Source organism: Porphyromonas gingivalis ATCC 33277 (genome assembly GCF_000010505.1).
Lineage (GTDB): Bacteria > Bacteroidota > Bacteroidia > Bacteroidales > Porphyromonadaceae > Porphyromonas > Porphyromonas gingivalis.
Map to the genome: position 1 here is coordinate 1588278 of NC_010729.1, position 16241 is coordinate 1604518.

General features: G+C 47.5%; 12 protein-coding genes and 3 pseudogenes. 3 read left to right on the top strand and 12 right to left on the bottom strand.

Annotation, left to right across the window (positions count from 1 at the left end):
- The first annotated feature begins 13 nt into the window (after nucleotides 1-13).
- Nucleotides 14-982: an adenine-specific methyltransferase EcoRI family protein gene (locus PGN_RS06800; protein ID WP_012458261.1), complete on the top strand. Its 969-nt coding sequence runs from the start codon at nucleotides 14-16 to the stop codon at nucleotides 980-982.
- A 78-nt stretch (nucleotides 983-1060) separates the two neighbouring features.
- Here the strand turns inward: PGN_RS06800 and PGN_RS11290 are convergent, their stop codons facing one another.
- The 11 genes and pseudogenes from PGN_RS11290 to PGN_RS06835 all read right to left on the bottom strand — a co-directional run bounded on the left by PGN_RS11290 (nucleotide 1061) and on the right by PGN_RS06835 (nucleotide 12389).
- A complete protein-coding gene (locus PGN_RS11290) occupies nucleotides 1061-1204 on the bottom strand; it encodes a hypothetical protein (RefSeq protein WP_230847002.1) in 144 nt (47 codons plus the stop codon).
- 8 nt (nucleotides 1205-1212) lie between these two features.
- A pseudogene (locus PGN_RS12410) lies at nucleotides 1213-1302 on the bottom strand (site-specific recombinase); the annotation flags it as partial.
- Between the two features lie 201 nt (nucleotides 1303-1503).
- Nucleotides 1504-1632, bottom strand: a pseudogene (locus tag PGN_RS11960) (hypothetical protein); the annotation flags it as partial.
- Between the two features lie 30 nt (nucleotides 1633-1662).
- Nucleotides 1663-2565, bottom strand: a complete 903-nt coding sequence (locus PGN_RS06805; RefSeq protein ID WP_012457521.1) for an IS982-like element IS195 family transposase — start codon at nucleotides 2563-2565, stop codon at nucleotides 1663-1665.
- A gap of 229 nt (nucleotides 2566-2794) precedes the next feature.
- Nucleotides 2795-3094: a PG0541 family transporter-associated protein gene (locus PGN_RS06810; protein WP_010956062.1), complete on the bottom strand. Its 300-nt coding sequence runs from the start codon at nucleotides 3092-3094 to the stop codon at nucleotides 2795-2797.
- A complete protein-coding gene (locus PGN_RS06815) occupies nucleotides 3079-6228 on the bottom strand; it encodes an efflux RND transporter permease subunit (RefSeq protein ID WP_012458263.1) in 3150 nt (1049 codons plus the stop codon). The genes PGN_RS06810 and PGN_RS06815 overlap by 16 nt, the downstream gene beginning before the upstream one ends.
- Nucleotides 6225-7277 (bottom strand): efflux RND transporter periplasmic adaptor subunit, encoded by a 1053-nt coding sequence (locus PGN_RS06820; RefSeq protein WP_039417591.1) that lies wholly within the window; start codon nucleotides 7275-7277, stop codon nucleotides 6225-6227. The genes PGN_RS06815 and PGN_RS06820 overlap by 4 nt, the downstream gene beginning before the upstream one ends.
- Nucleotides 7278-7321: 44 nt before the next feature.
- A complete protein-coding gene (locus PGN_RS06825) occupies nucleotides 7322-8710 on the bottom strand; it encodes a TolC family protein (protein WP_012458265.1) in 1389 nt (462 codons plus the stop codon).
- A 601-nt stretch (nucleotides 8711-9311) separates the two neighbouring features.
- Nucleotides 9312-9474, bottom strand: a pseudogene (locus tag PGN_RS12175) (DNA methylase).
- A gap of 3 nt (nucleotides 9475-9477) precedes the next feature.
- Nucleotides 9478-10563 carry an IS5 family transposase gene (locus PGN_RS06830; protein ID WP_012458266.1) on the bottom strand — a complete coding sequence of 362 codons (1086 nt, stop codon included), beginning with the start codon at nucleotides 10561-10563 and terminating at the stop codon, nucleotides 9478-9480.
- 365 nt (nucleotides 10564-10928) lie between these two features.
- On the bottom strand, nucleotides 10929-12389 hold the full coding sequence (locus PGN_RS06835; protein ID WP_012458267.1) for an aminoacyl-histidine dipeptidase: 1461 nt from the start codon (nucleotides 12387-12389) through the stop codon (nucleotides 10929-10931).
- An 80-nt stretch (nucleotides 12390-12469) separates the two neighbouring features.
- Here PGN_RS06835 and PGN_RS06840 point away from each other — a divergent pair, with 80 nt between their 5' ends.
- Nucleotides 12470-12685, top strand: coding sequence for a hypothetical protein (locus PGN_RS06840; protein WP_004585076.1), 216 nt, complete (start codon nucleotides 12470-12472; stop codon nucleotides 12683-12685).
- 32 nt (nucleotides 12686-12717) lie between these two features.
- Nucleotides 12718-13338 (top strand): OmpH family outer membrane protein, encoded by a 621-nt coding sequence (locus tag PGN_RS06845; RefSeq protein ID WP_012458268.1) that lies wholly within the window; start codon nucleotides 12718-12720, stop codon nucleotides 13336-13338.
- A 180-nt stretch (nucleotides 13339-13518) separates the two neighbouring features.
- On the opposite strand, the gene PGN_RS06850 is transcribed toward PGN_RS06845, so the two are convergent.
- On the bottom strand, nucleotides 13519-16002 hold the full coding sequence (locus tag PGN_RS06850; RefSeq protein WP_012458269.1) for a TonB-dependent receptor: 2484 nt from the start codon (nucleotides 16000-16002) through the stop codon (nucleotides 13519-13521).
- Between the last annotated feature and the right edge of the window lie 239 nt (nucleotides 16003-16241).

The following is a 16241-nucleotide window of genomic DNA, read 5'->3' on the forward strand; positions in this document are numbered from 1 at the left end:
TAGAATTTGGAGTATGGCAAGGAAGGCGACAAATGAATTGCTGCAAAAGGCAAAAAAGCAGAAGAACGATGAGTTCTATACACAGCTTGCTGACATAGAGAGCGAATTGCAGCATTATAAAAGTCATTTCAAAGACAAAGTGGTATATTGCAATTGCGATGACCCACGCATCAGCAACTTTTTCAGGTATTTTGTTTCTCATTTCAAAGAGATGGGAATCAAGAAAATTATTGCAGCCTGTTACAAGGAGCAGAATATGGACTTATTTAATACAAGGGAAAACAAACATGGATTTTTCTTTGAATATACAGGTACGGAATTAACTGACAACGACCCGAAAAAAGCCAATGTCGTTTACTTCAAAGGAGATGGCGATTTTCGAAGTCCGGAAAGTATTGCCTTGTTGAAACAATCGGACATCGTTGTTACCAATCCTCCCTTTTCTCTATTCCGAGACTATGTTACACAATTGATTAGATACGATAAGCAATTTCTGATTATCGGGAACATCAACGCCATTACCTACAAGGAAATCTTCAAACTCATTCAAAACAATAAGGTATGGCTTGGGGTTAATCTTGGCAGAGGAATTTCGGGGTTCATCGTGCCGGAACATTATGAACTCTACGGGACGGAAGCACGGACAGATGATTCGGGCGACAGGATTATATCCCCCAATAATTGTCTATGGCTTACTAATTTGGATAATTTCTTGCGGCATGAAAATATCTTGCTAACTAAAAGCTATTGCGGACACGAACAAGAATATCCTAAATATGACAATTATAACGGTATCAATGTCAATCGGACGCAGGATATTCCGCAAGATTATAACGGATATATGGGTGTTCCGATAACATTTCTGCATAAGTTTAACCCTAAACAATTTGAAATTGTTAAGTTCCGAAAAGGAGACGATGAGAAAGACCTATCAGTAAATGGAAAGTGTCCTTATTTCAGGATAATCATCAGACCGAAATAAACCACTCTTAAAATGAAAGGATATTGCCAATAAGTATCAGTTACGTAGGCTGGTTCAGTTGGGTGCACAATACTCCGCCTAATGTCCGTACTGATTGACGATGTATTTCTTCAGTACATCGAAGATGTCAAATCGTCTCCCTTGTAGCGGTAAGGCTGAGCAGAAGTAAGTGTTTGTATTCACAAATTCATAGAGATAGCTCTTACTACTATTTAAACTCATATACTCCTTTACTGCATCAGTTCCATATCCCTTGCAATCTTTTGGTCAGTGATTTGGGCGTAGATTTGTGTGCTGGCAATGGACGAATGTCCCATCATGCACGAGGTTTTCTATTCTCACCTCGTTCCTCTATCTGTACGTGCCCGAATAATTGTCGCTCTATCAGCCATACGCCAGACTTTCTTCACAGCCAACGCCATCGGTCGGTAATGGGCTTGCGAATGCCCACGAATGGTGAGTAGCTGAAGAAATTTTACCGGACAGCAATATCTCTGAAAAAAGTGGTGCGAGAACTTTTTCGTTGTGGCGCGAGAATTTTTTGTTTCCCAGACCAAAAGAGAAAAGTTCTCACACCACGTTTTGTGGGACAGTAAACGAGAAAATTCCAGAGCGTAAATCAGCCGAATGCGAGATGAGGGGGGGGGCACGGCGAGACAATAAAAAAACGTCAGTTCGATCTAAGCGGAAATAGGAAAGTTAGGGTTTCTGATGATTTCAATATTGAGTTCAGGCTTTTTAGGCAGGATGTTGTAAGCGATGATACCGGAGATCAGGTTGGTGACAAAATTGTTGACACTGCGATGTCTCGTGTGCTCTATCTGACAGACATTTTTGAGCATATCATTGACCGTTTCGATCAAGGCTCTCTTTCTCAATAAAACTTTGTCATATAGATGCATCAGGGAGTTCTTCATGTTCTTTTTGATTTTGGTTATCATGTGGATGTCATCGACAAAGAGCCGGTCAAAAAGGTTTTGGGAAATGTAGCCTCTATCGGCAATGAGTTTGCCAAAAAGATTCTTGGTGAATGTTCCGTCTTTCAGAGGTTCTCTGTCATCACAATTGCCCGGTGTGATTTGATAGTTGATGATTTCACCCCTGTCGTTGATAACAATATGTAGTTTGAATCCATAAAACCAACCCATGGTGCTTTTGCCTTTTTGAGCCCATCCCCTCATTGTCCTATGCCCATGAGCTCGTTTGATATGACAAGCCTTCAGTGGGGTGGAATCGATGAAAGAGATGCCTGTACATTGACCCAAACAACACATATTGAGAAATGCTATCAGCTTGAAACCTACCCTGCTTTGCAGCTCCACAAAGCGATTATAAGAGACAAGATGTGGGAACTCGGATCGACAAGAATGGGTGATGTATTGAAGATAAAAAGCTTTCAAATCTCGGTATCTTGACAGATGAAAAAGGATCAGGATGGTCATGACCTCACTGTCCGACATCTTAAACTTTCTATTCCTGCGTTTTTTGTCTGCCTCTTCGAGGGTCTTTTTCTTGATTGCTTCATCAAAAAGCTTGGAGAAATCATCTATGATGCAAAAAACATCAACTATATTTGTCTTCATAAAGTAGCGTTTTATTTGTTCGTATCTTATTGATTATCAACAGCTAAGATACAAATAATTCGCTACTTTTTCAAGCATAATGCCCACGTTCTTTGGGCGTTTAACCCTAATCAGAAAACAAATCCATTGGCTTTTTCTTACGTCGAACTGACGTTAAAAAAGGACTGCACCCAAAACTTATTGGATGCAGCCCCCATATACTAAGAAGATGGAGCTCGAGAGTCTCCGATCAGATTGTTTGCTCGATATTCCAAACAAAGGCGCGAAGTCCCTGATCCGGAGTAGCGGCGTCAAGGATACGCAGAGCGTCCATTATGGTTTTCATTTTCTCGGAAGGACAAACGACCATGAGGGCGCCATTGAGCGTAGGCCATGCGTGAGTGCCCAAGTGAGGCTCACCCGTATCGCTACCGCAACCGCGGACAGTCTCCCAATAGGTATATCCTCTGAGGTTGTATCGGCTGAGCAATCGAATGATAATATCGTGGTAGGCCTGATTATAGGTGATGAAAATCATTTTCTGTTCCATACTCTGCTCTTATTTTCTTTTTTTGCATACTTCTTGGCCAGTAGTCTACGCTGTCTCCTCATCCCGTTCGAGGCAAATACGGCATAAACGGTAGGGACGATAATGAGCGTAATCAGTGTGGAGACGGACAGCCCCCATGCCACAGTAACCCCCATCGGCTGCCATAGTTCGGATCCTTCTCCGATTCCGATAGCCATAGGTACCATACCCAATATGGTAGTCAGAGTAGTCATAAGCACCGGGCGCAAACGTGAGCGGCCGGCTTGTACTACGGCAGAGAGAATGCCCATACCGCGTTCGCAACACAGACGAGTGTAATCGATGAGCACAATACCGTTCTTCACCACGATACCCATCAGCATAATCAGACCGATAAAGGACATAGCGCTGAAAGTGGTATTGGTAATGATAAGACCGGCTATGACACCTGTGAAAGCAAACGGTATGGAAAACATGATCACAAACGGATCGACGAGACTCTCGAACTGTGCTGCCATGACGATAAACACGAGTATCACGATCAGCAGCATAAGAGTGCTCAAGTCTGCAAATGTCTTCTGCTGGTCCTCGTATGTACCACTGATTTTGTAGTCAATCCCGTCGGGAATCTCCAGTTGAGCAATCTTTTCTTTGGCCACTTCGACCAAATCGCTCAATGCAGCTCCTTTGACAGCCGTGGAAGCTACGATAACGACACGCTGACGATCCTTTCGTTCAATGGTGGGAGGAGTGTACAGCTCTTCTATTTTACCCAGCTCTCCCAGACGAACACCTTTGCCCTGAGGCGTATAAATGAGGATATTTTCCAAGTCCCTCAATGATCGCCTGAACTCAGGGGCCAAGCGCACGCGAATATCGTACTCGTCGCCTTCTTCGCGATAGGTAGATGCCACCCTGCCATTGACGCGGTTGCGCAGGAACATGGCAGCCGTGGTACTGTTCAGCCCGTTCTCGGCCAATTTGGTACGATCAAATACGAATTGATACTCCGGTACGTAGTCTTTTCGGCTGATTGTCGCTTGGGCACATCTGGCATCCTCTTTCATCAGACGACTGAATCTCTCTGCGAGATCGCCCGTTTTATTGAAGTCGTAACCGTATATATCCAGATTTACTGTGGGTTGTCCGCCCATACCGCCACCGCTTCCGCCCGGAGTAACCTTATAACTGTGAATCTCAGGATAATCATCCAGCATGATACGTATCTGGTCGGCCACTTCGTTCATGGAGCGTTTTCTCTCGTTGCGTCCGGTAAGACCGATATGGAAAGTGATGATATTCGTACCATTGTCCTGCATGGCGGCAAACATGCTGGAAGCCTCGGCCTGACCGACACTAAAGCTCGTTCTGTCGATTTCCGGTATTTCTTTCTCCCAACTGTCGATCATACGAAGAGCAAAGGCTCGTGGCAGATTGACTCCCGTGCCCACCGGATATTCTGCCTGAATTTGGATATAGCCATTGTCGGACTGAGGGAAGAATTCGGTTTTGAGCAGTGGTGTCATCATCAGACTTGCTGCAAAAATGATAAAAGCACTGACTATCGTAACGGTTCTGTGTCTCACGGTCCAATTCAGGAAACGCTCATATGCTCGATCTACAGAATCAAGAAAGCGTTCGATCGGGGCAAAGAGCTTTTGTTGCAGCCGTCCTTGCTTTTTGTCGCGCTGAAGCAACTGCGAACAGAGCATCGGCGTCAGACTGAGAGCAGCTACCGTAGAGATAATCATGATAATACTCACGATCCAACCCAACTGACGGAAAAGAATACCCGTAAGCCCCTGAATCATCGTCAATGGGAGGAATACAGCCAGCATCGTCAGCGTGGAAGCTATAACGGAGATCCCCACTTCGTTCGTGCCGTATATGGCAGCCTGCTTGGGATAGCTGCCCCGTTCAATATGTGTCGTTACGTTTTCGAGCACTACAATGGCATCGTCCACTACCATACCGATAGCGATAGAGAGGGAGCTGAGAGAAATGATATTCAACGTATTGCCTGTAGCCATCAGGTAGATAAAGGAGGCAACCAGTGAAATAGGGATCGTCAGACCGATGATAAATGTGGCACGCCATCGTCCGAGGAAAAACAGAACCACAAGAATAACGATGACGAACGTAATAGCAATCGTATCGCGCAGACTATTGATCGTATTGACGATGTTGTCCGAAGTATCGAAAATGGTACCCAGTTTCACATCCGAAGGGAGCGAAGCCTGTATCTCGGGCAGAGCATCGCGGACAGCACGGGAGATAGCCACCGAATTGGCTCCGGACTGTTTGTTGATCATAATCATAGCCCCACGCACATTATTGTTGTAGCTCTCCTGTTCATTTTCGGCATGTGTATCCTCCACACGAGCCACATCGCTCAGATAGACGTTGCGACCGCCCACGCTGGCCACTACGATTTGGTTTAGCTGACGTGCATCGGCAAACTCGCCCTGTATGCGGATCGAACTCGTCTTATTGCCCAAATCGATCAGACCGGCCGGTACATTCTTGTTCTCGGCCGATATGATTTGGCTCACAGCTTCTACAGTCAGGTTGTATGCTTCCAGTTTGGCCGGATCGCAATACACTTGTATTTCCCGCTTCACAGTACCCATAATGCTCACCGCACCTACGCCATCAAGGCGTGCCAGAGCATTCGTGACCTTGTCTTCGAGGATCTTCGACAGGGCCATCGTACTCTCTTTGGCCTGCACGGATAGCATGGTGATAGGAATATCGTCAGTACCGAACTTGAAGATCATCGGTTTGTTCACATCATCGGGCAGGAAGTTGGAGACGGCATCGAGCTTGTCGCGGACATCATTGGTAGCCACTTCGATGTCCACACCCTCATTGAATTGGAGCGTAATGACGGAAGCATTCTCCCGACTCTTCGAGGTAATGTGCTTGAGATTGCTAACCCCGTTAAGCGTATTCTCCAAGACCTTCGTAACGTTGTTCTCTATGTCCGATGCACTGGCTCCGGCATAGGAGGTCACGACCATGATATTGCTCGTCTCAATCTTGGGATACAAGTCGATAGAAAGACGACTCAGTGAGAATAGCCCGAAAATAGCTATCGCCACGAATATCAATATGGTTGTGACCGGCTTTTTTACAGCCGATTCGTATATACTCATAGTTTGCTTTGTTCTTTAATTCTGACGGACTGGCCATCCATAAGGTTGTTCATGCCGGCTGTAACCACTGTCTCGCCCACATTGAGACCTTCGATGATCTCATAGCTATCGTTTTGTCTGGCTCCGACTTTCACCATGCGGCGGACAGCCTTACCATTTTCCACTACAAAGACAAAGAATTCCCCACTGCCTACCTGTTTTACCACGGCCAAATCTTCTACCATAACGGCCGATTTGTGGCCAAAATCGAGATTTACTCGGGCATACATACCCGGCCGAAGCAGTTGATCCCTATTAGCAATCTGTATCTCCACACCGATCGTATGCGTAGAAGCATCCACGGCGGGATAGACCAGGGAGATTTTGCCTTCGAAGGTTTGTCCCTGAAGGGCATCTACCGTAATAGTGGCAGGCATACCCTTTTTCAGGCGAGAGAAATACTGTTCGGAGACGTCGATGCGGAGCTTTACGGGAGCTATCCGTTCTACCACATAGATAGGTTTCGTGGGAGAAGCCATATCGCCACTATCATAATTGCGTGCGGTAATCACACCGGATATAGGACTTCGGAGCACGGTGTTCTCCAGCAGATTGTTGTAAGTAGTCTCGGCCACGTCGAGCTGCGTCTTGAGCGCATCCCACTGCTGTTTGGCTATGCCACCTATTTTGTACAGCTCATCCATACGCTGGAAATTGGTGCGCGTATTCTCCAGCTGTACTTTGGCCTGAGTCAGTTGGCTCCGATCCAACTCGGCGAGCACCTGTCCGCGCCCCACTCGATCACCTACTTCGGCCGTAAGGCGTACGATTCTATTGCCCATCTGAGGGGTAATGTTGTTGGTCACTTCGGCCCGAACGGTAGCTGTGAAACTCAGTACCTCATTCAGCGTGTCGGTCTTCACTATAGTCGTCTCCACCAATTTGGCTGCCATAGCTGCCGAATCAGCAGCAGACGGCCGGCTCTCTTTCTTGCCATTGCAGCTCGTGAGAATAAGGAACGGCAGGACTATGAGGAGGATAGCACTGCCCAGCGTATTCGATCTTTTCATATTTATCATACAAGTGTATTTTGTTATTATTTACTTTTTAAAGCTCATTGTTCGGGAATCCCCATGCCGTTCATCTTGTCCAATTCGGCTTTTGCAGTCATAAAGTCGAATATGGCCTGATTATAATTGAGTCGAGCCTGCAAAAGAGCCACATCGGCATCGTTGAGCTCGACGAGAGTGCCTTCGCCTGTCTGATAGCGTTTCTCTGCTATCTGATAGCCCTTTTCTGCACTTCGGACAGCCTCTTGCGAGGCTACAAATCTCTGCATACAGGTACGCAGACGGTCATTTTGGTTCTTGATTCCCATTCGGATGGATTGCTCTATGTGGCGTCGTTGCAGATCGATCTGACGGATCGATAAAGCACTTTGCTTCACGTTGTACAGACGTTTGCCTCCATTGAATATAGGAATGTTCAGACTGAGCGATATGGTGGAGAAAGGCGTCCAGCGTTGCCCCTCGCCCCAGAATTTGAAGTCGTTGCTGTTGAGCGAATAGGTGTACTGCCCTCCCAGATTGAGTGTAGGCAGGAAGCTGTACTTATTCAGCTTGTCTGCACTGACAGCCAGACGACGCTGTATATCGAGCTGACGCAGGGAGGAGTTGTTGGAAATAAGCGTATCGGCGGCAAAATAGCCGGTATAGACTTGTTCTTTATAGTCGGACAATGAACCGGAGAGTCTGATCGGAGTTTCCACTTCCATGCTCATCAGTACCTTGAGCTGCCAGAGAGCAAGGGCTACGGAGTTCTGCGCTTGCAAGAGGTTAGGCTCGATGTTGCGTACCTGTACATTGGCTCGAATCTTATCATACTCGGCCACAAGTCCACGATCGAACTTGTCGGATATGTTCTTATAATTGGCCAGAGCATTGTCATAGCTGCGCTTGAATACGCCATAAGAGTCCTCGGCCAACAATACACTGAGGTAAGCCTTCTTCACCTCTGTCACCAAATCGATTCGGGAGCTGCGAGCTTTCTCCAGAGCCAGATCGAGCTGTTCTCCGGTCATGGCAATGCTTTTCCAAAGCTGTGCCGACACCAATGGCATGGAGACGTTCACCCCTCCTTGCGTATTGTGTGTACGCCCCATTTCGATACCTTCGCTACTGCTGAAACCGGGCATATCTATATATAAGACCTGCTTCTTTAGCGTATGGCTGTAAACGCCATTCAGGTCTACTTTCGGGAAGAGATCGGCACGTGCTGCCCTACGTGCATATTCCTGTTTGCGTACATCCATATCGGCCACTTTCACTGTGGCATTCTCACTAAGAGCAATCCGAAGCACATCGGCTTCGGAGAGTACGACAGTATCCGTATCGTACAATACCGTCGTTTCGGAGGCGTTTTGTGCCACAGTCCGACTCGCCGATACAAACCAGAGTACCAACCCCACGAGGATGCAGGGCCAATGATTTGAAAACCTGTTCATAGATGCTTGTCTATATTCATCGTTTATTATGCCATCCATTTGCCAGCAAAGGGAAGAGGCCCGGCCTTACATGCTACCGTCCTATAGGATTTAGGCGGTCTCCCTTTTCGTCCGGAGATGAAAAACGGACAAATAGACTGATACAAAGAAACGATAAAAAGACCGAACCGGAGTAAACAATTCCATCTTTTTTATATATCAATAGTACATTATCGTCTTATAAGCTCCGCTACCGGCTGATAGCCGGATACTTCAAAAGCAGCACTACCATCGAATAAATCCACCTCTCAAGATGCCGTAACGAGGACTGAAAACAGTAATCCCCTCCTCGATCGCACAAGAAAGAGAAAGGGGATTTGCCAAGATTGACAGCATAGCTTTTGTCCGACTATGAGTCGTCCATACAAACCGATATATGGCAATGGAGCAAAAACACCTGTTTTCTGTATTTCTGTGGAATGTAAGAATTTGACCTATAGGGCATATCATGAAGCCTTTGTCCGTTGTACCATAAAGCCTCCATACTTTATACTGTAAACCCTCTACCCTTTATACTATAAAGCCCTCCATACTTTATACTGTAAACCCTCTACCTTTTATACTATAAAGCCCCTATAATGAGACCTTTGAAAAATAAGGAGATGGAGGGAAGAGGAGTTCTTGGCATAAAAGGAGCGAGTGAAAGGGGTGGCAGTAAGGAGTGAAAGTAGTTGTAAATCCCCCCTTTGAGGAGCTACTTGTACGAGCTCCTCAAGGGTGGTTATGCCTTATCCTACGGATGAGGACATAATTATCCCCGGGGTTCTGTATAAATTAAAGGCGATGCTTTCAAGAATGTTTTGAGTATGGGTCTTGGCAAGTCCCCGGTATCGACATCGTCCGCCATGAAACCACCGGCGAATACTGCCAAAGGTGCGTTCGATGGTGCTCCGTATCGGACCGATTGCTTTGTTTCGTTGCTTCTCTTCCTCGGTCAATGCCCTGTTGCATTGTGCCTTGTGCATGATGCCGTCTTGAAGGTGATGGGTTTGCAGGTAGGAACGATTTTCCCCGCAAGCATATCCTTTGTCCGCCAAGACGGCTGTGCCTTGAGGTATGTTTGCACCCTCCAATAGCGGAATAAACTCCTTTGTGTCACTGCGGTTCGCTGCTGTCGTTATCACCTTTTGAACAATGCCTTGAACATTGGTCAGACAATGCTTTTTGTATCCGTAGTGATAACGCTTTTGTTTGTACACCCAACGGGCTTCTTCATCCGTCCCTTTACGTTGACGGACAACCTGTTTTTGATAATCCTCCTCTGCCTCTTTTTCCGCCTCGCTCCGATTGTCTTCTCTGTCGTCTGCGACTTCAATCGTAATGCTTCCGTTGGGTTTATGCGGCGTCTCCACAAGGCTTGCATCCACAAGCACCCCTTCCCTGACCGAAATGTGATGGCGGGAAAGTTGTTTGTTAAACTGCGCCAATAGTTTGTCCATGAGACCCAACTCTGTCAGTGCCGAACGAAATCGACTGATGGTGCTGTGGTCGGGAGATACCTCTTCCATCTTCAGCCCCAAGAATCGGGAAAAGGTGATTGAATCATTGATGCGCTCCTCCAAAGCACAATCACTGAGGTTGTACCATGTCTCCAAAAGCAACATCTTGAATAAGAGAATCACGTCATAAGCCGGGGCGCCGATGGCATTTTGTCGCTTCGTGTATTTCTTGTTGATCAGCGTCCTGATCGGACGCCAATCGATAAGCGTGTCAACCTGATTGAGGAAGTCGTTTTGTGCTTTGCGATAACGCTTTGAAAGGAGTGCGTCTGCAAATGTTACATGCTCATCGGTATTCTTGGATTGGTATGCCATGGGAGGAATATTATGCTGTTTTTAATGCTCAAATATACAAAATAACTCCCTATTATACAATGAATTAATAAACAAAATACACACCAATCGCCGTGCAAAGGTCTCATACTTTATACTATAAAGCCTCCATACTTTATACTATAAAGCCCCCACCCTTTATACTATGAAGTCTTTTCCCTTGATACTGCACCTCCAAAGGATATTCTCCAAGAGTCCCTATAGAGGAATCCTCAGGTAGCCTTCTCGTGGTTGCCCTATGCCATCGAGTTTACTACAGATGAAAAGGGTGTGCCAAAATCGTCTTTTGATTGCGATTTCAACACACCCTTCCGGCTTATTGTCCGGAGGAAAAATTCCGGCTTATTTTATTTGGCTGCGGGGATATGCTTCAGCATATCTACCAAGTGATCCCACCAAAGCTGAACCGTCTTGATTTCGATCTTCTCTACGGGAGAGTGCACATCTCGGAGGGTAGGGCCGAATGAAACCATATCGAGATAGGGGTATTTATCCAGGAAGAGCCCACACTCCAAACCTGCGTGGATTGCTTTTATAGCAGGTTTACGACCGAAAATGCGCTCATACGACTCGGATGCCGCTTTCAAAATCGGCGAATCGGGATTGGGTTTCCATCCGGGGTACGGATCGCGGAAGCTGATTTTAGCACCGGCAAGCTCGAATACGGATGCCACTGTATTGGCTATATCGCTGATAAGAGACGATGTCGAGCTTCTTTGGCTGGTCTCCACGTAGATCTTATCATCTTCTTTCATCTTCACGGAAGCCAAGTTTGAAGACGTTTCCACCAAACCTTCGATGTCATGGCTCATACCGTAGACGCCGTGAGGGCAAGCATACAGGGCGCGAACAAGACGACGCTTCGTGTCACAATCGATACGATATGCAGGCTTTCCTACCGATTTCATTTCGAGCTTCACACCCGGATCTACACGCTTGAGTTCGTCCTCCACTGCAGCAGCGAGTTCGTTCAAGATAACTCGTGCACGCTCTTTCTGATCAGCCTTCAGACCGATAACGGCATGAGCTTCGCGCGGAATGGCATTGTGCAGGTTTCCTCCCTGGAAAGAGCAGAGCTTCCAATCCAATTCGTGCTCAAGAGCATAGAGATAGCGAGTCAGGATCTTGTTGGCATTGCCGAGACCGATGTGAATCTCTCCTCCGGAGTGACCGCCTTTGAGACCGCTGACCTTTACCTCGAAATAGAGATAGTCGTCTGTCGCTTCGCGCTTTTCGTAGGCAAATTCGGCCATGGTTCCCATACCTCCGGCGCACCCGATGAAGAGCTCTCCTTCATCTTCGCTGTCGAGGTTGAGCAGGATCTTTCCATTGAAAAATCCGGGCTTTAGGTTCATCGCACCGGTCATACCCGTCTCTTCGTCCATCGTGAAGAGGCATTCGATCGGGCCGTGTTCTATGTCGTCAGAATCCAGAATAGCCAATTCGGCAGCACAACCGATACCGTTGTCGGCACCGAGTGTAGTACCATCGGCATGCAACCATTCACCATCGATGATGGTACGGATAGGGTCGTTCTCGAAGTCATGAACCTTATCGGCATTCTTCTCGCATACCATATCCATATGGCTCTGAAGGATGACCGTTTCGAGGTGTTCGTATCCGGGTGTTGCCGGTTTCTCTATTACGAGATTGCCTACCTCGTCTGTACGATATTTGAGGTTGCGATCTTCTGCAAATTTCACAAGGTAAGCCAGGATCTTCTCTTCTTTCTTGGAAGGACGTGGCACTTGAGTGATTTCGTGGAAAAACTTCCACACTTTTGTGGGTTTGAGATCTGTAATGTTCATTGTTATTACTATGAGTTATTAATTGTGCTTCTCTGTGGGTAAGAAAATCTTACCTTTGTATTCCGCAAATATAGCAATAAATGACTACAATTTTTTTGGCTTCTCTTCTGTTGGTCGGACTGGCTTTTGTCCTGCTGGGCATACGTGTGTTTTTCTGTCGTGGCGGGAAGTTTCCCCAGACCCATGTAGGCAGCAACAAGGCAATGCAAGACAGAGGAATCGGCTGCCATACGGCACAACATTTCGAAGCCCAACATCACCGCAATCTCGAAGATCGAATCAAAGAACTCGAATAATAACGAAACAAAAAAACATATCCCATTCACAAATGAAACAGATCCATTATGTCATCGAGGCTGTACTGGCCGTTGCCATCATCATCCTCTTCATTATGATGCCGCGTTCATCCGCATCAAAAGCCAAGACAACAAATCATAAGGCAGAACAAGCTGCCGCCACTCTGCCTATAGCTTTCGTAAGGATGGACAGCCTGGCCTCGCAATATGAATACTTTCGGGACATGAACAAACAACTTGCGGCCGAAGCTGAGCAGAACCAAAGAACCTTGGCTACCAAGATGACTGCCATGCAGAAAGCTGCGGAGGATTTCCAACGCCGTCTTCGGACGAATGCATTCACCAGCGAAGATGCTGCACGAGTGGAACAGGAGAAAATTCTGAAAATGCAAGAAGAAGGCCAAAGATTGGAACTCAGCATGACACAAGCTTTGGCCAACAAACAGGCGGAAGCCAATGAGAAAATGTACCGGATAGTACGCGAGCAAGTCAGCGAAATGAATAAGGACGGTAAATACCGCTATATACTTACCAACGTTGGTCTTGAAAACTTGCTGTATGCTGACAGCACGTTGGACATCACCGATGATGTGGTGAAGTTCTTAAACGATCACTATCGCAAAGAAATCAAGGGCAAAACCACAGCAGAATAACGAGAGAAAATACTCTCGTTACACCTTCATTGGAGCTGCGCCGAAACTTCCATTTCGGCGCAGCTTTTTTTGTTTTTTGATCGGGAAGATACGCCTGTCTCTGTCGAATCCTCGTTAGAATGCTTCCTATACGATCGGACAATCATCTGCCGGAGCGTCCGAGCAGCGTATATGGAGCTTTTAGAATTCGACGAGGAGACGCAGGTTGAATTGGCGGCGTGTCAGGTAGTTCGGTACGGCGTATTGCTGTTGGTAGGCATCCGACACCCAGTAGTAAGAATTGACATTGGTCATGTCGAACAGATTGAAGAGGTCAGCCCCTATGTAGGCCCCTTTTACTCTCATTAGCCATTTGCTTCGGCCGGCAAAGGAGTCGTCCGGGTCGAGCCATTTGTACATTACCCCCAGATCGACACGCTTATAGGCCGGTGCGGTAAAGGCCGGCGAGCTAAGCCCTTTGCTCGGATTGAGCTGGGGCAATCCTCCGCTTAGTGCAGCCCGCAGAGTGGCTGTGATGCGTTTATTGCCCGGCACGTACTCTTGAAGGAAGAAGGAGAAATTGTAAGTGGGTGCGTTCATCAGTGGTAAAGAACCGTAGCCATCCAGTTTCTGACGGGCTTTTATAATGGAAGCCGTCAGCCACGAATCCACTCCGGGTACCAGTTCGCCGAAGAGCTTGAGATCGATACCCGCAGCATAACCCGAACCGATGTTTTCGCCCAGATAGCGGATCTTCACGTTCTCTATTATATACGGGTTGATGTTGAACAGGCTCTTGTAGTAAGCCTCTGCCGTAAACTTGTATTTTCGCCCCCCCATTTCGAAGGTATAGTCTGCTCCTGCGAGAATGTGAAAAGCTCCCTGAGAGCGGATCTTCTCGTTGAGGACAACCACGTTATTGCCTTCGGCATCCTTATACGTCAGCCTTAGCTCTTTGTAAAACGGTGCCTGATAATAAAGTCCGGCGGCTGCACGCAGTACCAAAGCCGGGTTGCTTTCGGGAGAATAACCCATGCTGATACGTGGGCTGACGAGCAACTCCTTGTTGAAGCTCCACCACGAAGCTCTGATACCCGGAATGAGAGAAAATGTACCTCCTCCCATGCTGAAGTTGAATCGATCCTGTACGAATGCCGACAAGCGCGTTCCCCTCATCTGCGTATCGGCATATAGGTTATTGTACATCAGCAATACGGTCTCCGAGTGAGGTAGGTTGTATCCTACCGAATCCCTCCGTTCCCATTCGCTGATATGGTCGGCTATTTTCTCCATCTGTGCCGATACGCCAGCTTGCAGGCGATGCTTCTCGTTCAGCTTTATCTCCCCTCTGTAACCCATGTTCAGCACGCGGTAGTTCAGCCTGTTGCGCGCATGCTCGTGATTGCGCCCGATGCCCAAGCCGTTGGAGTTCTCTGAGCCCGAAGCCATCGAAGCAGTTCCGTCCGCCCCCAGCTGCACATCGTTCAGAAAGTATTCTCCCTGAATATCGTAGGTCTCCCGTTCGTTACTGTTGAAGGCCGAAAGCGTAACCGTATGCCGCTGTTTGTCGTCCGGCACGAAGTTCATGCTGAAGGCACCGAAGTAGGTCAGGAAACGATCTTGTTCCTGACCGTCGAAAAAGATCTTCAACTTTTTGGCATCGCTCTGTGTACCGAAGCTCGTCTCACGGGTCTGAGGGACAAACTTGTAGCGAGTTTGCGAGATATTGCCGAGGAAACTAACCGACAGCTTGGGGCTGAAACGGTACGTCATGAATGTCTGTCCGTCCGCATAGATCGGATCGTATTCGGCTTTCGTGTCCGTAGTGCCCAAGAGCGATTTGGCACTCTTGTAGCGTACACCCGTGATTTGGCTGAAGGCTCCGGCACTGCTGCCATAGTAGGCACTCGATTGTAGCATGCCGAGGAGTACCGCTCCTTCCTTCTCCTGCGGTTGCTTGTAGCGAATATCCAGTACGGAGGACATCTTGTCGCCATAGTCGGCCGTGAACCCTCCGGCGGAGAACTGTACGGATTGTGTCAGATCCGGATTGACGAAGCTCAGACCTTCCTGCTGTGCAGAGCGAACCAGCAGCGGGCGATAAACCTCCACTCCGTTTACATAGACCATATTCTCATCGTAGCTTCCTCCGCGAACCGAGTATTGCGAGCTTAGCTCATTGTTCTGCGTTACTCCTGCGTAGGTACTGATGAGTGATTCCACCCCTCCCGTAGGCCCTGCATTGACACGAAGGTCTCGGGTATTGACGCGCTCCATCGTGTTGAGTCTGCGTTTTGTGGCCTGTACCGTCACGCTCGAAAGCTCCATCTCGGCCTCTGCCAAACGAACATTCAGCCGAGTGTCCTTGGTCAGAGACGGAAAGCTGCGACTTACCCCTTGGTACCCCATGGAGCTGAACTCAATCGTGATGCTGTCCGTCGTGGCCTTCATCCGAAACTCATAGTATCCTTTCAGATTCGTCGTTGCACCTGTCCCCGTACCACGCACTTTGACTCCGGCGAACGGGATCGGCTTTTCCCCACGGTCGAGCACATAGCCCGATACCCTGACGCTTTGTGCCATAGCTGCCTGAGAGCATAGCAGGCTGCATAGCAGGATGAATGACAATCTGTATATACCGTTGAGCTTTATATGTTTGTTCTTTCGGGGAATAGCTTCCTTCATGATCTATTAACGTATTTGAGGGAGAAAATCGTTTGTCTCTTTCTCTCCTTTTCCCGGCTTAATGAGCCAAAATCCAATGGAACAAAAGTAATATCTAAAGAGATTCGAAAACAACGATCCCTGAAAAACTTCAGTCGTATGTGCCATGATACTACAAGAAAAAGGCTTGATAAAGAAGTTTTTGGATCAGATAGAGAAGCCGTCGAGAGCAATGTGTGCCCATACCGACGATTTCGGCA